Below are 17,275 nucleotides of genomic sequence, written 5' to 3'. Positions count from 1 at the left end.
CTCAGCCCTACGGCAGAACCGTGATGTGGTTGGCGACCGGGGGCGCCACCGGGGAGTTCGCGGTCAGGTAGTCCTCGAACGCGTCGATGTCGAGGGGGCCGCTCCACAGGTCGGTGCCCTGGGTGAAGGCCGCGAAGGCGTCACCGCCGCCGACGAGGAAGTTGTTGGCCGCGACGCGGATCGACTGCGTCGGGGTCACCGGAACACCGTCGATCTTGATGTCCGACACCTTCGAGCCCCAGGCGGCGCTGTTGCTGTAGGAGTAGGTGAGGTTCGACGACGGCTGCAGGATCTTGGTGAAGGCCTGGTTGTTCGGGCCGCCCACCCACTGCTGCTCCAGGACCAGCTTGAGCTGGGCGCCGGTCAGCGTGACGACCTGCACGAGGTTGTTGAACGGCTGGACCGCGAAGATCTCGCCGTAGGTGGTCACACCGGGGCCCTCGCCGGCGGGCGAGCTGGCGTAGGTGAGGGTGGTGCGGATGCCGCCCGGGTTCATCAGGGCGATCTCGGCGTTGCCGCCGGCCTTGGCCGATTCGAGCTGCGAGTCGGCGATCAGGTTGCCCAGCGGGGACTCTCCCGACGGACCGGCCACGTTGGTGATGTCGGCGGTGATGTCGCCGACCTTCTTGTTGGCGACGGTCGCGACGCGGGCCTTCCAGTCGTTGATGAACGTCACGGTGGCCGGGTCGGGGGTGACGGTGCGGCGCACGACGGTGTTGTCGGCGACGACCGACGAGCGCACGATGTCGCCCGTGCCCTTGTCGATCTGGAAGTCGATCTGGGTCAGCACGCGGCCGAACGACGAACCCTGCGTGTAGACGCGCTGCTGACCGGCCGGGTCGGTGGCCTTGCAGATGTAGGCCTGGTGGGAGTGGCCGCTGATGACGATGTCGATCTCGGGGTCGATGCCCTCGGCGATGCGCGAGCCGGCGCCCTTGGTGATCGGGCAGGCGTCGGGGCTCTGGTTCGGGGTGACCTGGTCACCCTCGTGCACCAGGACGACCTGGGCCTTGATGCCCTTGACGTCGCGGAGGTAGGCGGAGGTCTCGTTGGCGGCGGCGACCTCGTCGGTGAACTCGAGGCCGGCGATGCCGGAGGCGGTCACGATCGTCGGGGTGGTCTTGGTGACCAGGCCGATGAAGGCGACCTTCTCGCCGTTGATTCGTTCCACATAGTAGGGCGCGAGGGCCGGCTTGTTCTTCTCCGTGTCGATCACGTTGGCCGCGATGAACTCGAAGTCGGTGCCCTTCCACTTGCCGGCGGGCGAGCACCCGTCGACCGGGTGGCACTTGCCCTCCATGACACGCTTGAGCTCGGCGTAGCCCTCGTCGAACTCGTGGTTGCCGGCGCTGGAGGTGGCCAGCTCCAGCGAGTCGAGGAACGCGACCGTGGGCTCGTCGTGGAAGGCGGCCGACAGCAGCGGGGAGGCGCCGATCAGGTCGCCGGCCGCGACCAGGACGGTGTCGCGGTTGCGCTGCTGCTTGACGTAGGTGGCGAGGTAGGCCGCGCCGCCGACGCCGTCGACGACGGTGCCGGTCTCGTCGGCGATCCGGCCGCTGGACCCCGTCGGGGGCTCCAGGTTGCCGTGGAGGTCGTTGATCGAGAGGATCCGGACCGGAACCAGCTCGTCGTCCATCTTCGCCGAGCCGCTCGCGCTGGCGCCCGCGGGCCCGATGGCGAGAGCGATGACACCCGCCGAGGCGGCGGTGGCCACGGCGAGTCTCTTGAGGGATGCAGGGGTCATGGTAAGTGAGCCTAGAGTGACCACCTGGCCGACCAATGGCGCAAAGGTAACGATTCCCCTCGGCGACACCTGGCGGGATTTGCCAGTCAGGGGTACGTAGAGTGCGTTCCATGAACGCGCACGTGGAGATCAGGGAACGACTCGATGACGACACGGTTGCCGAGGTCAGGCGGCTCGTCCAGGCCGCGACCGACGCCGACGGCGTCCGCCCGCTGAACGAGCACGTCATGCTCCATCTGCGGTACGGGGGCGACCCCGGAGCCAAGACGGCGCTTTTGTATGAATCGGGCGTTTTGTCAGGTTTTGCCCATGTGGACCCGACCGACACGGTCGAGGGCCCCAGCGGCGAACTCGTGATCGACCCCGCCGCCCGCCGCCGGGGCTACGGCCGCATGCTTCTGGACGCGATCCTCATGGAGACCGGCGGGCGGCTGCGCCTGTGGGCCCACGGCGACCACCCGGGCGCCGGGCGGCTGGCCGCCTCGTCCGGGTTCCAGCGGGTGCGCTCGCTCTGGCAGATGCGCCGCAGCCTGTTCGCGCCGTTCCCGGCCGCGCGGGTGCCGGAGGGCGTGCGGATCACCACGTTCGAGACCGGCCGGGACGAGAAGGAGTGGGTGGCCCTCAACGCCCGCGCGTTCGCCCACCACCCCGAACAGGGCGCATGGACCGTCGAGGACGTGCGGCGGCGTGAACAGGAGCCCTGGTTCGACCCCGCGGGCTTCTTCCTGGCCTTCCGCGACGGAACCATGACGGGCTATCACTGGACGAAGGTCCACGGCGACGGCGGCCACGGGCACGAGCCCATCGGCGAGGTGTACGTCGTGGGGGTGGATCCGGCGGAGCAGGGGTCCGGCCTGGGGAAGGCGCTGACCCTGACGGGCCTCGCGCACCTGCGGTCGCTGGGGTTGTCGCAGGTCATGCTGTACGTGGACGAGGACAACCGGGCGGCGATCGGGCTGTACGAGGGCCTGGGCTTCAGCCGGTGGGACGTCGACGTGATGTACGCCCCGGCCCGGTGAGCTTGCCCGTGACGGCGGGTGCCGGGAGCGCGGGCCTGGCGCCGGATGCCGGGGAGCGCCGGGGGCGGCGGGCGGTGCCGGGGTGGGCGGGGCCGTAACGGGAAAAGAAACAGGCGCGTGATCGGGGATCCCGCGCCTGCGTCCTTACGTGGGACTACTCGATGATCGCGTGGGCGATCCAGTAGGTGATCGCCGCGACGATGCCCGCCGCCGGGATCGTCAGGACCCACGCCGTGACGATGTTGCCCGCGACGCCCCAGCGCACGGCCGACAGGCGCTTGGTCGCGCCGACGCCCATGATCGCGCTGGTGATCGTGTGGGTGGTGGAGATGGGAGCCTGGAAGCCGATGGCCGCCACGTAGAGGACCGTGGCGGCGGCGCTCTCGGCCGCGAAGCCCTGGGGTGGGTTGAGGGCGATGATGCGCCGGCCGAGGGTGCGCATGATGCGCCAGCCGCCCGCGTAGGTGCCCAGGGAGATCGCGGCCGCGGCGGCCAGGATGACCCACTGAGGGATGTTGTCGCCGGGCTGGTTGTAGCCGCCGACGACCAGTGCGAGGAAGATCACGCCCATGGTCTTCTGGGCGTCCTGCAGACCGTGGCCGAGGGCCATGGCCGCGGCGGACACCGTCTGCGCGTAGCGGAAACCCCGGCCCGTGGAATGGGGATTCGACTTGCGGAAGATCCACAGAATCGCGATCATGATGCCACCCGCCAGGGTGAACCCCACGAGCGGCGACAGGATCATCGGCACGACGACCTTCTCCAGCACCCCATCCCAGTGGACGGTCGTGCTGGCCGCCAGCGCCGCCCCCACGAGCCCGCCGATGAGCGCGTGGGACGACGACGAGGGCAACCCGAAGTACCACGTGATCAGGTTCCACGTGATCGCGCCCACGAGCCCGGCCCCCACGATCACCAGACCGTGGGTTCCTTCAGGCGGCTCGATGATGCCGCTGCCGACCGTCTTGGCGACCTGCTCCCCCAGGTGGGCGCCGATGAAGTTCATCACGGCGGCCATCAGCAGGGCGGCCCGCGGCGTCAGCGCCCGCGTCGAGACCGAGGTCGCGATCGCGTTCGCCGCGTCGTGGAAGCCGTTCGTGTAGTCAAACACCAGTGCGATGACGACCACACTGATGACGAGCGCAAGCTCCACTTAACTTTCCTTGACCGCAATCGACTCGACCGTGTTGGCGACATGCTCGAACGCGTCAGCCGCGGACTCGAGCTGGTCGATGACCTCTTTCATCTTGAGGACGGTCAGGGCGTCGTACTCGCCCGAGAACAACTTGGCCAGCAGGCGCCGATAGACCTGGTCGGCCTGGTTCTCGAGACGGTTGATCTCGATCCAGTACTCGTTCAAGTTGTTGAGCGACCGCAACCGGGGCATCGCCTCGGCGGTCAGCTCGGCCGCGCGTTCGAGCACCTCGACCTGACGCACGACTTCCTTCGGCAGGTGGTCGATCTGGTAGAGCACGATCAGATCGGCCGCCGCCTCCATGAAGTCCATGACGTCATCGAGGTTGGAGGCGAGCTTGTAGATGTCCTCCCGGTCGAACGGTGTGATGAAGCTCTCGTTCAACCGGTTCAGAATCGCGTGAGTACGCTCGTCGCCCGCGTGCTCACACGCGCGCATCTTCTCAGCGAGAGCCTCACGGTCGGAACCGTCACTGATGATCTCGACCAGCAGCCGTGACGCTGTGACGAGGTTGTTCGCCGAGTCGGCGAACAAGTCGTAGTAACTGTCCTCACGGGGCGTGAGACGCAGACGCACGTGGATCTCCAGATGTGCGGGGACTGTCCGCAGAGAAGAGTAGAGGCAACCAGGCAGAACGTGAACTTAAGGTAGATGTCACCTAATGGTTGCCCAACGGTCTTCCCCTGACACATAAGGTTTTTCGCTCGTTCTCAGATCTTGGTGCGGTGGAAGTTGAGGAAAGACCGCGACGGCGTGGGTCCACGCTGCCCCTGGTACCTCGAACCGTACGCGGCCGAGCCGTACGGATGCTCGGCGGGGCTGCTCAGCCGGAACAGACAGAGCTGACCGATCTTCATCCCGGGCCACAACTTGATGGGCAGCGTGGCGACGTTGCTGAGCTCCAGGGTGACGTGCCCCTCGAACCCCGGATCGATGAAGCCGGCCGTGGAGTGGGTCAGCAGCCCCAGCCTGCCGAGGCTCGACTTGCCCTCCAGGCGGCTGGCGATGTCGTCGGGAAGCTTGATGACCTCGTAGGTGCTGGCCAGGACGAACTCCCCCGGATGGAGGATGAACGGTTCGTCCTTCTCCGGTTCGACGAGCCGGGTCAGGTCGGGCTGCTCACAGGACGGGTCGATGTGGGGGTAGCGGTGGTTCTCGAAGACCCGGAACATCCGGTCGAGCCGGACGTCGATGCTGGACGGTTGGATCATGGCGGGGTCGTAGGGGGTGAGACGGACTCTTCCGCTGTCCACCTCGGCCTTGATGTCGCGATCTGAAAGCAGCACGACGACAGGGTAGTGGGAACGGGGGCGTGGGCTTGGCGTGGATCATGTAGAGTAGGCGGAGCACCTTGCGGGTGTAGTTCAATGGCAGAACATCAGCTTCCCAAGCTGACAGCGCGGGTTCGATTCCCGTCACCCGCTCTCACCACTAAGGCCCAGGTCAGGGGATAGATCCCGACCCGGGCCTTGATTGTTTTCTGAGGCTATTGATCTTTCCGTGCCATTAGCGTGCCATTAGCTCGCCGTCGTCCTCCTTCTTGATCTGGCGGTCGATGGCATCGGTGATCATCTGGTCCGCGCCGCGTACGGCGTGCTGGTAGATCAGGGCGGCTCTGACGTTGTCGTGGCCCATCCTCGCCATGAGGTCCTTGAGGCCCGCGCCGGACTCGGCGGCGAGCATGTTGCCCGTGTGGCGGAGGTCGTGGAAATGGAGGCCGGGCATGCCCATCTCCTTGACGACGTCGACCCAGCGGGTTCGGGTGTTGAAACCGCTGCGCCGCAGCGCGCCGCCCTTCGCTCCGGGGAAGAGCAGCGCGCCCGGTTCGTCTTTGACGTAGATCTCTATGTGTTCCTTGAGCGCCTGGACGACAGCTTGCGGGATGCCGACGACGCGGCGGCCCGCCTTGGACTTCGGCGGGCCGAGGACCAGTTCCCCGGTCGCGCGTTCGACGAAGGCCGCCCGGATGCGCACGGTTCCGGCGTCGAGGTCGACGTCACTGCGGCGGAGTGCGCTCACCTCACCCCATCGCAGACTTGCGAAGGTCGCCAGGAGGACCAGGGCGCGGAATCTACGGTCCTGGGTGCGGTCGGCTCGGCCGTCCGTGCCCATCTTCCACAGCGCCCGCTCGGCGTCGGCCCGTGTGGTGAACGTCTCAGGGAAGGCGCGCATCTCGCCGTGCCGTTGGAAACGCAACCGGTAGGCACCCGGCTTGACCTGGCGGACATTGCCGACCGGACGACGTCCGACGCTGTCGGCCAGTTCGAAGACCTGGGCGACGGTCAGGACGGGCCGTTCCGCCGGGTGCTCGTCGCCGGCCCCTCTGATCCGGCACGGGTTGGCGGAGATGATCCGGTCATCCTCCGCCGCCGTCATCAGCACCGCCCGCAGCAGCCGGTACGCCTTGGCCGCCACCGACACCGAGACGCCGTTGCCGAGGAGGTCGGCCCGCCACTGCCTGATCAACGGCGTGGACAGTTTGGCCACCTGGACGCCGCCGAGGTGCGGGGTTATGTGTTTCCGAAGGAGCCACGTGTACAGGTCGACCGTTCGGGGGCGCAGGCCGGGGCGCTGTGAGATCCAGGTCTCGGCGTAGTCCTTGAGCTTGATCTTGCCTCTGTCCGGGTCGGTCCACTCGCCTCTGATGATCTGGGCTTCGACGAGGGACAGAGCACGCTCCGCGTCGCCCTTTCGTTCGTAGGTGTCGGTTCCCGAGCGGATGCGACCGTCTGGGCCGGGGTAGCGGATCTGGAATCGGCCCGAGGGCAGCTTGCGGATGCTGCCGAAGCGTCGGTGACCGTCCTTGTTGGGCATCAGGCGACCCTTCCCGTGACGTCGTGGGTCGTCAGGGGCGCGACCGTGCCCGCGACGACGAAGGCGATCAGGGCCGATTCACGGATGCGCACGTGACGGCCGACTTTCACGAACTCGATGCGGCGTTCCGCGATCAGGCGGCGGACGAAGCGCTCGGAGGTGTGGAGCAGCGCGGCGGCTTCGGAGACGGTGAGCAACTCGTCCATCAGGCCGCCGCCTGACCGGTCGCCGGAGGATCATCGGGCGGGTCATGCATCGCCGCCCGCCAGCGTTGGCGTTCGGAGATCTGTTTGAGGAGGCGTCTCGTCAGGGACGGGACGTCGTCATCGCCGGGCTTCACCGGCCGCCAGGTGTAGCGATCAGGGGCCGACTGGTCGCCGGGCAGGCCGAGGACTTCCAGGACCCAGGCCCTACGGTCGCGCTTGTGTTCGGTGAGGGTCTTGCCGGACCACTTGCGGGAGACCAGGACGCGGCGGCCGGCGTAGCCGAGGTGTTCGGGCTTGTGCGCCTTGGAGCGGCAGCCACCCGGGCGCATTCCGGGCTTGGCGTTCTTGGGCTGGACGCCGTAGCGGAGCCAGTTGGGACAGATCGGCGAGCAGGGTTCGTATCGCAGGGCGTCGGTGAAGCGGTCGAGGTGACGGCGCTGTGCCTCGTTCTGCGGCGTGTGGCAGTCGCCGATGTTCTTCGTGAGGTACTTGCCGAGGTAGCGGACGCATTGATCGGCATCCTGAGTGCCCGACAGCACGCCCTTCACATCGACCTGTGCGCCGAAGCGGACGACGTGCAACGGCTCGTCGATGGCGTCGAGGGCCTCGTCCCAGGTGGGCAGGATCTCGCCCGTCGTGGGGTCGAGGTAGCCCGCGCCGTCCTCCCAGACGGGCAGGTGGTCGCCGTCGAAGCGGATCGTGTCGACGGAGGGCCACCAGACCTGGTGGTAGGTCGCGGCGGCTATCTGCTTGATCTCGGCGCGGGGCAGGGTTCCGCGAATGGCCATGTGCAGGTGAGGTGCCAACCGGCGTTGGGGTTCGACGGCCGAGAAGTATTGGACGTCGTAACCGGCCACGCGGCGAAGGTTCTGGACGAAGCGGTCGACGAGCTTGGAGAAGTGCAGCGCGTCGCGGGCGGCACGTGAGTAGTCGTAGGCGTCGGGGTCGACGGGCACGCCGTCTCTGACGCGCCCGTAGGACGGCAGGGTGAGCGTGAGGAACATGGAGGGCCGGAAGGTCTTGCCGTTGGCCTCGAAGACCCTGCCGAGGGTCGTGGCCGCCATCTTGCGTTTGGGTAGGTCGGGAGCGTCTTGGCGGCGGCGGGTCGATCTGGTGCGCCGGGGCTTCTCGTCGGGCAGGACGTCGCCGCGAAGGCCGGCCTGACGGATCTCGGTGTTGAGTTCGGTGATGACGCCGTCATAGTCCTCGGTGGAGGTGCCGGCGCTTTCGCATTCGTCGCGCCTGGCCTGGGCGTCGGCGCGGAGTTCGATCAGGTACTTCTGATACCAGTCGGGTTCTGCGGTGGTCGTGACCGGTTCCTCGTCGAGGTGCCAGCCTTCCCGGCACTGGGCCATCCTGAGCTGCCGGTTGCGCTTGGCGCAGCTCTGGCATCTCGTCTCCAGGGTCGAGCCGCACGGGATGTCGATGACCTTGGTCTGGCCGGTCACCAGGTCGTACCGGCGGACAGGCACCGGGCGTACACAGATGCCGTTCTGGATGGCGACCGCTTCGACGGCCGCGCGGGCGGACGGTTGGGTGATCTTCATTCGCCCTCCCCGATCTCCGGGAAAGTGAATGCGCTCTGTCCGCATTCACGGCATTCGATGAGGCCGCGCGCCAGGTCGAGCCACAGGACATCGAGTGCGCCGCAGCAGGAGCAGCGCAGGCCTTCGAGGAGGTGGGCGAGCGTCATAAGGCCTCACCCGCTCCGGTGACGATCTGCACCATGTCGCGGATGTCCTCATCGGACACGTAGGCGGCACGGACCCGAACGGGGTCGGGGCTGGTCTCCAGTCGGACGTAACCGACGCCCGCGCCCAGTTCCGGGATGGGTGAGATGTGGTCGGCCAGTGCGCCGCGATCCCGTGCGCCGTCGCCGAGAACCATGTCCACTTGTTCGGACTCGTCGAGCCGAAGCGCGATCTTGTCGGGAAACAGGTTGCGGATGTTCATGACCTCTTTGCGCGGGTCCTGGAGCGCCGCCAGGACGCCGACACCGACCGCTCTGCCTTGGGTCGTCAGGGTGGCCAGCGCCGCCGTGATGCGGTGACGGAGGCCCTTGTCCGATTGGTAGGCGGTCAGGAACGCCACCTCGTCGACGACGACCAGGACGAAGGGGTCAGCTGTGGTCGGGGTGTGTGAGCGCTGGCGGCCGGCGAAACGGTCGGCCCGTTCCTGCATGAGCGAGACCGCCTCGTCGAGGAGGTCGGCGCACTTTTCCGGCGTGGCCGCGTATCGCCGTCCGAAGATCTCGCGTCCATACGAGAGTTCCATGCGCTTGGGATCGAGCGCGTAGACCTGCACGAGGCCCGCCAGGATCGCGGCGAGCAGGCCGCGGATCGTCCCCCAGATGAAGGAGCCCTTTCCTGCCCCCGTGGCGCCGGCCACCAGGAGGTGGGTTCCGTGGACCTTGAGTCGCAGGGGCGTACCGTCCTCCTGGCTTCCGATCTCGACCGGCCCCACGGTCGGCACGAGCGGAACCGGCACGGCGGGCAGTGGTGCGGCCAGCGGGTCGCGGCGCGGGAAGGTCAGGACGAGGTGACCGGCCGAGGCGACCGAGACCCGGCACGAGAGCGAGCCGAAGCCGTGGGCCAGGCCGTCGATGCGGTCGGTCCAGTCCTTGACTGACTGGCCGTTGAGCATCCGGACCGTCAGCCTGTCGGCCCAGCCGTCACAGTCGACCCGGACGAGCCGGGGCGAGTAGTCCCGCCCCCGCACATGCCGCCCGAGGCCCGAGATGGTCATGACCGGTTGCCAGGTACGCCGGTAGATCCAGAACCAGCGCCCGAAGGCGAGTAGCGGCCAGCCGACGTATCCGAGGAACGACGCCCGATCGCTGAACGCCCACGACAGGCTGGCGAGCAGGGCGACGCCGAGGAGGGCGAGGGTGGCGCGCCAGCCGTACAGATGAAGGCACGCGACCGAGCCCGCCAGCAGGAAGACGACGACAGGGTGCCGCCAGATGAAGCGGACCAGGCCCCTGATCAGGCGGGCGAGCCAGATGACGAGGGTGATGATCGCGGGAGTGGTGACGACGGCCGGGCGGAAGACGACGGCCGTGTCCGGGGTGGTCGTGACGAGGTTTCGTGCCTCGTCACCAGGAAGTTTTCTGAACATTAGACTTCGGGTCCTCTCGAAACATTTCGCGTGTGGCGGGAGATTCAGGGGCCGCCGGAAGTTCCCGCTTCCGGCGGCCCCGCCTGCGTTCAAGCGGCGTTGTGGAGGCGCTCGCAGTCCGCGAGGTAGCGGACGGCGGCGGCGTGGAGGGTGCGGGCGAGGGAGAGGTCCTGTCCGGTGACGGGTCCCGCTCCGGTGGTGCCGATGGAGACCGAGGCCTGCGAGCTGGAGATGTTGAGGCACGGGCGCTCCCCCTTGACCACGAAGGCACTCACCCGCACGTCGGCGGTGTGGAACGAGATGCCGAGGTGGCCGACCTCCTGACCGGTCAGCGAGACCGTGAGGTAGGTGTACGGCTTGTGGTTCACGCCGCCATCTCCCCGCCGGCCTGGTGGTACTTGCGCGTGACCGACTCGGCGAAGAGCCGCGCCTCGCGGGCCAACTGGCAGGCGAACTCGACGTCTTCCGGCGTGACCAGGTCGCTCGCGGAGGTGGCCAGGAGGAGGGACGTCGCGCCGAAGTCGAGGATGAGGATGGGCGTTCGGGCCGGGTACTTGTGATGGGCGGCGCGAGCACCCGAACCGGTGTTCAGGCTGATCACGCTGGAGGGGCGGTTCCTGCGACGGGACATCAGGCGGCTTCCTTCGGCTCGGTGACGGGCTTAGCGTGGAGACGGATCGGACGGACGGCGCGGGCCTTGATCGAGTAGGCGAGGCGGCCGTCCTTGTTGACGTAAGGGGTCACGCACAGGGCCTCGAACTCGACCGGCGTGAACGGCAGGCCGCCCGTGGGCGGCGGGACGACCGGCTCGACCTGGCCGACGAGCTTGACGACCACGGTCTTCTGCGCGGCCTTGGCGGCGGGGTCGGGGTCCATGACGGCGAGCTGCCAGACCGGTTCACCGGTCTGCTTGTCGCGGGACTGGACGAAGCGGTCAGGGGTGGAGGCGTCGAAGTCGCGGACCTTTTCGACCTCTCCCACGGCGTAGCAGCCGTGGGGGAACAACTGTCCGAAGTGGATGGGGATGGGTCCTTGCAGTGCCATGTGTGCTCCTGTTGTGTTGTTGACAACTCGTATTGTCGAGTTGCTTGAACCGTAGATCCGGGTTCGTCAGCTTGACAAGTCGAGTTGTCAGGACTCATGCCTTCAGGGCATACCTAGAGGGAGTAGGCGTCTTCCAGGTCGTGCAGATCGCCGGGAAGCACGATGTCGACGATGAGGACCGGCCGGCCGCCGCCGTTGAACACGCTGGCGACTACGCCCAGGACGGGAGCCGTCTTGCGGATGCCGAGGATCTTCGCCTCGTCGGCGGAGGGATTCCGAGCGCTGAGACGTTCTGCGACGTGTTCGAGCTTGAGGTTCTTGGTGGCGCGCAGGTGTTGCCGAATGCCGACGCTCAACGGTTCGTCGCGGCCGAGGTCCGTACCGTCCGCCAGCTCGACCGGGCACCAGAGCGTCACGAGTTCGGCCGCGCGCTGGTCGTCGCTGATGACGATGCGGCGCATCATGACGGTTGCCTTATCTGCGACGCCGAGGAGCTTGGCGACATGGGCCGGGGCGGAGTGCGGGCCGACCGCGATGAGCGTCAGGTGTTCATCGGCCTCCGCCCGATCCAGCACGGCGCGGCCGGGGCGTGAGTTGTCCTCACCTGAGACCGGTGAAGCCGCTTTCACGAAGGAGCCCTTGCCGTGCTCGCGGTCGATGGTGCCCCGGAGTTGGAGGACTTGCAGCGCCCGGACGACGGTTGGCCGGCTGACGCCGAACTCGCGGACGAGCTGTGTCTCTGACGGGAGGAGTGACCCCGGGGGGTAGGTGCCATCGGCGATCTTGCGGCGGATCGCCTGCACGATCTGGGCGTACTTCGGTGGAGCAAACTCATCAGATGCCATGACGACTTCCCCACAACTCGACTTGTCGTGAAGTCTAGACACGCCGATCGGATCTGTCTCCCGCACGGGAAATGACGGAGCGCGGCGGGCAGTGGGCGGCTCCACTGCGCTGGAGGGCCAGGCCCGCCGCGCTCGCTACCAGAGCTGGCCGTTGAGCAATTGCTCCCACGCCACGAGGGCCTGCCCAGTGGGCCATCTGGCAGTCTCGAAGGTCTGCGTTCCGTCGCCTTCTGGGACGGTCTTCCGGATGTAGACGGCACCGCCTGATTGGCAGAGCTCGAAGTACAGACCGCTACACCCACAGGTCCAGTCCTTAACGAGCACGCGGCCTCCTGGCTGCGGTGGATGCCAGTCGATCGGCCGTGCGTTCTCTTGCCGAACCAATGGGTGGGTGCCGTGGCAGTCGGGCGGCACGGTCATGTCGGTTGAGGGTCCTGCCGGAGCTGCCCGTATCTGAGGGCGACTCTTCGGGCGGCGGTGACGTAGTCGGCGGCCGGGCTGAAAGCGTAGACCGGCCGGCCCAAGTTCGACGTCCGGCCGGACTGCCAGCGAAACCAGTCTCCGTTCGTCCACACGACCAGGCCGTAACAGACCGACAGCAGGGCCACCCCATCACCGACGTGGCAATCACCCATGAGGTCATGGACGGTGCGCAGTTCGAGCCGGAGGAGCGTGATGGCCTGGTGGGCGTCGGACACCGCCCGCAGAGGAACGGCGACGCCGAGGATCACGTCTTCGATGCGGTCGGTCCTCATGACTGCGCGCCTCCGGTGCCCACGCAGCCGAGGCACTCGGCCTTCACACGTGCCGGGGTCGACGTGTCGGACCCGGTTGCGGCGACGACTCGTCGCGGACTCACGTACTTCCACCCGCGACCGGAACACATTTCACACCGTTCGACCATGACTCGACGATTCCGCCAGGTCATGTCACGTCTCGACCGCGCGGAATTCTCGTTTCAACGCATTCCGTCTCGTTGTGTCTCTTCTTCGCTGCCTCTTACCTCGCCACCCTGGTTAACCTGGGCGATGGCAGGCTTCCAACCTCCGGGGCGTGAACCATGACCGAGCAAGCGATCATGTTGCGGACCCTCTTACGACAGCGGCACTGGCAGAGCTACACGACCTTCTGCCGGGAGTACGACAAGGCGGCCAGGCAGGTGGACCCCTGCCTCATGGGCAAGTGGCCGAGCCGAGCGCAGCTCAATCGGTGGCTGACCGGGGAACTCAAGGGCCTTCCCTACGCCGATCACTGCCGTGTCCTGGAGGCGATGTTCCCCGGCACGACGGCTGCCGAATTGTTCTCCGCCGAGGCCGTGCCGCGTCCCGAGGTCGTTGTCCCGCCTGTTGTTGCTGCGGCGGGGGCTATGGCAGATCTGACCGCCGTCTACAGCAGCCGGTCTGCCTTCACCGCCGCGCATCCGCCGTCGGCTCTGTTCGACAACGCGCAGTCGATCGACGCCGCCGGCCTTTCGCTGAACGTGATCTGCCAGAGCTATCCCGACCACCAGCTCAAGCGATTACTCGACGAGGGCACTCGGATTCGGTGCCTGTTCCTTGACCCCAAGGGAGCCGCCATCAAGGCCCGCGAGGCCGAAGAGCAATACACCGACGCGACGCTGCAGGTGCTTACGGCCCTGAACATCAGCATCCTTACGAGGCTCAAGGCCCGACTCGGCGACGCCACCGCCGAACGGCTTGAGATCCGCGTCTATGACGAGACGATCCGGTTCAACATCCTGATCGTTGACGGGAAGACGTGCGTCGTGCAGCCGTACCTGCCGGCTTCCCGGGGTGTTGACTCGCCCACGCTCGTCATGACCAACGACGCCACCGAAGGCGGGTTGTATCCCGTCTTCGTCCAGGTCTTCAGTTCATTGTGGGAGCGGAGCAAACCTGTATGACCATCGACGCCCGCGAGCTACTGCCGCTAGCAGAGCAGGCCGTCACCATCGCACGACAGATCTTCACCACCGCACAACCCGGAGTCGTCACGTCTAAGGGTGACCGCGACATGGTCACCGAGGCGGACTACGCCATTGAACAGGCACTCCGCGAGTTCCTTGCCCGAGAGACCCCTGAAGTGGGATTTCTCGGCGAGGAGGAGGGACTCACAGGTACCCGCGAGGGGCTCACATGGGTGCTCGACCCCATCGACGGGACCGCCAACTTCATGCATGGGATCCCGCTGTGTGGGATCTCGCTCGGACTCGCCGAGGGACATCGGTCTGTGCTCGGCGTCATTGACCTCCCCTTTCTCGGCCTGACCTATGCGGCGGCCGAAGGTGCTGGAGCCTCCTGCAATGGCGAAGCCATTCACGCCAGCAGAACGGACGCCCTTGACGCCGCGATCGTGGCCATTGGGGACTACGCCGTTGGAGCGGACGCCGAGGAGAAGAACCGGCTCCGGATTCCGCTCAACTACCAACTCGCCACGAAAGTGCAGAGAGTACGGATGTACGGGTCTGCCGCTGTCGATCTGGCGTGGGTTGCCGCCGGTAAGACGGACGCCTGCATCATGCTCTCCAACAAGCCATGGGATACCGCCGCTGGCGTGGCAATCGCTCGCGAAGCAGGGGCGGCAGTCATGGACATTGATGGCAGCCCTCACACGATGGCTTCAAGCGTGACCATCGCCGCAGGGCCAAAGCTTGTGGCTGACCTAATGGGACTGATCGAGCAGGCGCAGCAGAGTTAAGCGTCCGACTTGCCGAATAGCACCGTTAGGTATCAAGACGGCGGCGCGCCGCGCCGCCGTACCCGGCCCTCTGCCGCCTGCCGTCCGGGCATGCGGCCTGGGGGCCGGTCCCGGCCGGCAGCGCCCCGGGCCGCACTCCGACCCGCCCAGTCGCCGTTGCCGAACGAACGCGCCATAGTCGGCCCGCCGCCTTCCCGCCGTAACCCCTGCACCCGCTGCCCGATTATCCGGGGCAGGCAGAACCTGTCAAGCACGGCTGTGCAGGCAGGACAACCAGCACAGGCGGAAGGTCACCGGCAAAAGTACACGCGAAGCCGTCCTTGACAGAACCTGCCCGACAGTCCCGGAGTGGCAGCTATCGGGAGCAGGGGAGTTGTGCCACCGGAGCTCTTATGGTTGTCCAGTTTGCATATACCTGCATGGACCGAAAAGCGCATGGAAGCCTGATTTCCCATCGGAGACGATCGCTTGTTTCGCCCATCCGCTGACCTAGATCGGGGCCATCCAGACTCAGGGTGCGACGACTTCCAAAAAATATATGCAATCGTGATCAACGTGCACCTGTAGGCTTCCCTGGCTACATTAGCATCAATTCCCACATCGCATAGTGGGGTAGCGTCATGCCTGAGAGCTTATCGGCAAAGCTGTGGGAATTAATAAAGGTTGTTTTTCTCGGCGGCATTATGGTTTTCACGGTATCTATTCTGGTCGCCGATGCGCTTCACTGGTTTATGACCAGCATCGCCGGCTATACAGGAAATGGGGCGAGACTTGAGGCCCCAGCACTGGTCCTCACGCTTATCATATTTTTGGTCAGTCTGCTCGTCTATATCTCCTCAGACAAGCGCAAGATGATGCACTTCAGACAGCTTGCCGAACTGAAAGCCGAGCTGGATAAGGCGAACAGGCGAGTGATGCTCTTGTCCTTGCCGAAAAGCTCAAACGACGATGACCCCTGGCAGGTTTCTCCAGGAAAGAAAAGCTGCCCCGAGTGTGATGGATCGGGTGGAGGTGGCTGGCTATCCGAAACTCGCTACTGCCAAACCTGCGACGGCGATGGCGTTGCGACAATTGAAGCCGCACGGGCATACTTGCGCGCCAATTCCTGATAGAGGTCTGCAACCTTTATGAGCTTCGGGTTGGTCCTCCACCTCGATGATAATTGCTTTTTCGTCTCGACTGAATAGGTCTGATAGTGCGGCGATAAACCACCCCTGGAAGAATTGGGCTTGCATGACATTAATTGTCGGCTATATCAGTCATAATTATGCTGCGATCGCTTCGGATCGAATGATCACCATCAAGCGGGCAGGTCAATCTAATATCTATCAGGACGTTGAGAACAAGGCTGTTGTACTCAACGGTCAGGCGATTATGGGCTACACAGGATTCGCCCGACTTGGCGGCATGTATACCGACAAGTGGGTTGTTGAGGAGCTAAGCAAGGTTGATCCGTCAGAGTACTTTAAGGCTTTGGCCGGAAAGTCTCAGCGGGCGATTGACGCAATCAGGCAGGCTGCGGGTTTAGACCGTTCTGGGACCGGTCATGCCTACGTGATCGCTGGGTATCCGGTGCTTGAAAGATCTGATGCTCAGCGTCGCCGAGTTCCCGCGATTGCAACTATCTCAAACGCGTTGGGGTCACATTACCGATCATGGAGGCCGCGCCCCGCCTTTGAGGTCAACAGGCATGTACTCCCCGATGACCGTGATCTTTTGCTGAAGATTGCTGGGATCCTACCGTCAACCGATGAGATTGATCGGACTAAAAACTTCATCCGCAGCTACCGCAAACGCCACCCGGACGGATTCCTTGGCATCGCGCAAGCGCTCGTTCGGCTCATTCGAAGTGTCTCAGACCCAGGAGTAGGGCGGAATATCTCACTGTCGGTCATGCCTCGTGCGGTTGTTCCCTCCTTAGAGGTCGAGGCGAGCAAGCTCGGCGTGATGGAGCCGATTGAGCGGGTGGCATGCATGTACGTGCCAGATGGCGAAGACCTCGACAAGGCTGATTACTACTTCCCCGCCATGGTCACACCCTCGATGGCTGCATGGGGGAGCGAGACTTGGATCGGCCGCAAGCCACCTTGGTGGTAAGGGAATGACAGCCCCTCGCGTGATTATTCGGCTGCAAGCTGGGCGCCCCTGGAGTCATGGCCTGGTTCGGCGCTTCTCGACATCAGTCCTCAACGCTCGTGGAGATCATTCGGTCACCAACCGATCAGGAGCTTCCCGCATTGAGCGTGCCAGATGCGTGCCAGAACGGTCGGTCAGTCGCGGTCGCTGACGGTCAAGCGTGTCCGGTGTCACGCGCATACGCTGGACCTTTGTTGTTGCAGGTCAATGGTGCGAGGTCAGCACAGGTTTCCCAAGCTGACAGCGCGGGTTCGATTCCCGTCACCCGCTCTCGGCGAACCCTGCTCGGTGGCCTTTGGACCACCTTCGCGGGCCGGGGGCTCCCGCCGGAGCTCCTCACAGGTGGCAAGCCGAGGCTGCCTGCGGAGCGGTCAAATTACCGCGTCTGTGTCCAGGCCAGCGTGGCCACAGTGATGCACACACTCTGCCAGCTGACAGGATGAGGTTCGATGTCGTGC

General features: G+C 65.6%; 19 protein-coding genes and 1 tRNA gene. 6 read left to right on the top strand and 14 right to left on the bottom strand.

Annotated elements, in window-relative coordinates; all coding sequences use genetic code 11:
- Window positions 1-7: 7 nt before the first annotated feature.
- Complete coding sequence (locus GT755_RS27280) at window positions 8-1,744, bottom strand: bifunctional metallophosphatase/5'-nucleotidase (RefSeq protein WP_161482471.1); 1,737 nt, start codon at window positions 1,742-1,744, stop codon at window positions 8-10.
- 110 nt (window positions 1,745-1,854) lie between these two features.
- On the opposite strand from GT755_RS27280, the gene mshD reads away from it, so the two are divergent.
- Entirely contained in the window at window positions 1,855-2,763 is a 909-nt protein-coding gene (gene mshD / locus GT755_RS27275; protein ID WP_161482470.1) for a mycothiol synthase, read from the top strand.
- A gap of 154 nt (window positions 2,764-2,917) precedes the next feature.
- Here mshD and GT755_RS27270 read toward each other — a convergent pair whose 3' ends face one another.
- The 3 genes from GT755_RS27270 to dcd all read right to left on the bottom strand — a co-directional run bounded on the left by GT755_RS27270 (window position 2,918) and on the right by dcd (window position 5,244).
- Complete coding sequence (locus tag GT755_RS27270) at window positions 2,918-3,916, bottom strand: inorganic phosphate transporter (protein WP_030451630.1); 999 nt, start codon at window positions 3,914-3,916, stop codon at window positions 2,918-2,920.
- A complete protein-coding gene (locus tag GT755_RS27265) occupies window positions 3,917-4,534 on the bottom strand; it encodes a DUF47 domain-containing protein (RefSeq protein ID WP_062345265.1) in 618 nt (205 codons plus the stop codon).
- Window positions 4,535-4,668: 134 nt separating this feature from the next.
- The gene (dcd, locus tag GT755_RS27260) at window positions 4,669-5,244 is read right to left on the bottom strand and encodes a dCTP deaminase (protein ID WP_161482469.1); all 576 of its coding nucleotides are present in this window, start codon (window positions 5,242-5,244) and stop codon (window positions 4,669-4,671) included.
- 67 nt (window positions 5,245-5,311) lie between these two features.
- Here dcd and GT755_RS27255 point away from each other — a divergent pair.
- Window positions 5,312-5,382 (top strand) — tRNA-Gly (locus GT755_RS27255).
- An 82-nt stretch (window positions 5,383-5,464) separates the two neighbouring features.
- Here the strand turns inward: GT755_RS27255 and GT755_RS38725 are convergent.
- The 10 genes from GT755_RS38725 to GT755_RS27200 all read right to left on the bottom strand — a co-directional run bounded on the left by GT755_RS38725 (window position 5,465) and on the right by GT755_RS27200 (window position 12,739).
- Window positions 5,465-6,772, bottom strand: a complete 1,308-nt coding sequence (locus GT755_RS38725; protein ID WP_202610563.1) for a tyrosine-type recombinase/integrase — start codon at window positions 6,770-6,772, stop codon at window positions 5,465-5,467.
- On the bottom strand, window positions 6,772-6,978 hold the full coding sequence (locus GT755_RS27240) for a helix-turn-helix domain-containing protein (protein ID WP_202610562.1): 207 nt from the start codon (window positions 6,976-6,978) through the stop codon (window positions 6,772-6,774). The genes GT755_RS38725 and GT755_RS27240 overlap by 1 nt, the downstream gene beginning before the upstream one ends.
- Window positions 6,978-8,525, bottom strand: a complete 1,548-nt coding sequence (locus GT755_RS27235) for a replication initiator (RefSeq protein WP_161482468.1) — start codon at window positions 8,523-8,525, stop codon at window positions 6,978-6,980. Before GT755_RS27235 ends, GT755_RS27240 begins: the two co-directional genes overlap by 1 nt.
- The gene (locus GT755_RS27230; protein ID WP_161482467.1) at window positions 8,522-8,671 is read right to left on the bottom strand and encodes a hypothetical protein; all 150 of its coding nucleotides are present in this window, start codon (window positions 8,669-8,671) and stop codon (window positions 8,522-8,524) included. Before GT755_RS27230 ends, GT755_RS27235 begins: the two co-directional genes overlap by 4 nt.
- The gene (locus GT755_RS27225) at window positions 8,668-10,095 is read right to left on the bottom strand and encodes an FtsK/SpoIIIE domain-containing protein (protein WP_161482466.1); all 1,428 of its coding nucleotides are present in this window, start codon (window positions 10,093-10,095) and stop codon (window positions 8,668-8,670) included. The genes GT755_RS27230 and GT755_RS27225 overlap by 4 nt, the downstream gene beginning before the upstream one ends.
- An 89-nt stretch (window positions 10,096-10,184) precedes the next feature.
- Window positions 10,185-10,463: a hypothetical protein gene (locus GT755_RS27220; protein ID WP_161482465.1), complete on the bottom strand. Its 279-nt coding sequence runs from the start codon at window positions 10,461-10,463 to the stop codon at window positions 10,185-10,187.
- The gene (locus GT755_RS27215; RefSeq protein WP_161482464.1) at window positions 10,460-10,726 is read right to left on the bottom strand and encodes a hypothetical protein; all 267 of its coding nucleotides are present in this window, start codon (window positions 10,724-10,726) and stop codon (window positions 10,460-10,462) included. The genes GT755_RS27220 and GT755_RS27215 overlap by 4 nt, the downstream gene beginning before the upstream one ends.
- Window positions 10,726-11,139 carry a plasmid replication, integration and excision activator gene (locus tag GT755_RS27210; RefSeq protein WP_161482463.1) on the bottom strand — a complete coding sequence of 138 codons (414 nt, stop codon included), beginning with the start codon at window positions 11,137-11,139 and terminating at the stop codon, window positions 10,726-10,728. The genes GT755_RS27215 and GT755_RS27210 overlap by 1 nt, the downstream gene beginning before the upstream one ends.
- Window positions 11,140-11,252: 113 nt before the next feature.
- Complete coding sequence (locus tag GT755_RS27205) at window positions 11,253-11,984, bottom strand: GntR family transcriptional regulator (protein WP_161482462.1); 732 nt, start codon at window positions 11,982-11,984, stop codon at window positions 11,253-11,255.
- Window positions 11,985-12,400: 416 nt separating this feature from the next.
- Window positions 12,401-12,739, bottom strand: coding sequence for a hypothetical protein (locus GT755_RS27200; protein WP_161482461.1), 339 nt, complete (start codon window positions 12,737-12,739; stop codon window positions 12,401-12,403).
- A 305-nt stretch (window positions 12,740-13,044) separates the two neighbouring features.
- On the opposite strand from GT755_RS27200, the gene GT755_RS27195 reads away from it, so the two are divergent.
- From GT755_RS27195 to GT755_RS27180, 4 genes are all read left to right on the top strand, one after another.
- The gene (locus tag GT755_RS27195) at window positions 13,045-13,887 is read left to right on the top strand and encodes a DUF5919 domain-containing protein (RefSeq protein ID WP_161482460.1); all 843 of its coding nucleotides are present in this window, start codon (window positions 13,045-13,047) and stop codon (window positions 13,885-13,887) included.
- A complete protein-coding gene (locus GT755_RS27190) occupies window positions 13,884-14,681 on the top strand; it encodes an inositol monophosphatase family protein (protein WP_161482459.1) in 798 nt (265 codons plus the stop codon). Before GT755_RS27195 ends, GT755_RS27190 begins: the two co-directional genes overlap by 4 nt.
- A 620-nt stretch (window positions 14,682-15,301) precedes the next feature.
- On the top strand, window positions 15,302-15,790 hold the full coding sequence (locus GT755_RS27185; protein WP_161482458.1) for a hypothetical protein: 489 nt from the start codon (window positions 15,302-15,304) through the stop codon (window positions 15,788-15,790).
- A 124-nt stretch (window positions 15,791-15,914) separates the two neighbouring features.
- Window positions 15,915-16,778 carry a hypothetical protein gene (locus tag GT755_RS27180; RefSeq protein ID WP_161482457.1) on the top strand — a complete coding sequence of 288 codons (864 nt, stop codon included), beginning with the start codon at window positions 15,915-15,917 and terminating at the stop codon, window positions 16,776-16,778.
- The last annotated feature ends 497 nt before the right edge of the window (window positions 16,779-17,275 follow it).

Source organism: Herbidospora solisilvae, from assembly GCF_009901565.1.
GTDB lineage: Bacteria > Actinomycetota > Actinomycetes > Streptosporangiales > Streptosporangiaceae > Herbidospora > Herbidospora solisilvae.
Note: the sequence above shows the minus strand (reverse complement) of the source record. Positions and strands in the feature narration are given on the sequence as shown.

Coding starts and splice junctions, on each gene's coding strand:
- GT755_RS27280 (WP_161482471.1), bottom strand. CDS start 1,744: ATGACCCCTGCATCCCTCAAGAGACTCGCCGTGGCCACCGCCGCCTCG.
- mshD (WP_161482470.1), top strand. CDS start 1,855: ATGAACGCGCACGTGGAGATCAGGGAACGACTCGATGACGACACGGTT.
- GT755_RS38725 (WP_202610563.1), bottom strand. CDS start 6,772: ATGCCCAACAAGGACGGTCACCGACGCTTCGGCAGCATCCGCAAGCTG.
- GT755_RS27240 (WP_202610562.1), bottom strand. CDS start 6,978: ATGGACGAGTTGCTCACCGTCTCCGAAGCCGCCGCGCTGCTCCACACC.
- GT755_RS27235 (WP_161482468.1), bottom strand. CDS start 8,525: ATGAAGATCACCCAACCGTCCGCCCGCGCGGCCGTCGAAGCGGTCGCC.
- GT755_RS27230 (WP_161482467.1), bottom strand. CDS start 8,671: ATGACGCTCGCCCACCTCCTCGAAGGCCTGCGCTGCTCCTGCTGCGGC.
- GT755_RS27225 (WP_161482466.1), bottom strand. CDS start 10,095: ATGTTCAGAAAACTTCCTGGTGACGAGGCACGAAACCTCGTCACGACC.
- GT755_RS27215 (WP_161482464.1), bottom strand. CDS start 10,726: ATGTCCCGTCGCAGGAACCGCCCCTCCAGCGTGATCAGCCTGAACACC.
- GT755_RS27210 (WP_161482463.1), bottom strand. CDS start 11,139: ATGGCACTGCAAGGACCCATCCCCATCCACTTCGGACAGTTGTTCCCC.
- GT755_RS27205 (WP_161482462.1), bottom strand. CDS start 11,984: ATGGCATCTGATGAGTTTGCTCCACCGAAGTACGCCCAGATCGTGCAG.
- GT755_RS27200 (WP_161482461.1), bottom strand. CDS start 12,739: ATGAGGACCGACCGCATCGAAGACGTGATCCTCGGCGTCGCCGTTCCT.
- GT755_RS27195 (WP_161482460.1), top strand. CDS start 13,045: ATGACCGAGCAAGCGATCATGTTGCGGACCCTCTTACGACAGCGGCAC.
- GT755_RS27190 (WP_161482459.1), top strand. CDS start 13,884: ATGACCATCGACGCCCGCGAGCTACTGCCGCTAGCAGAGCAGGCCGTC.
- GT755_RS27185 (WP_161482458.1), top strand. CDS start 15,302: ATGCCTGAGAGCTTATCGGCAAAGCTGTGGGAATTAATAAAGGTTGTT.
- GT755_RS27180 (WP_161482457.1), top strand. CDS start 15,915: ATGACATTAATTGTCGGCTATATCAGTCATAATTATGCTGCGATCGCT.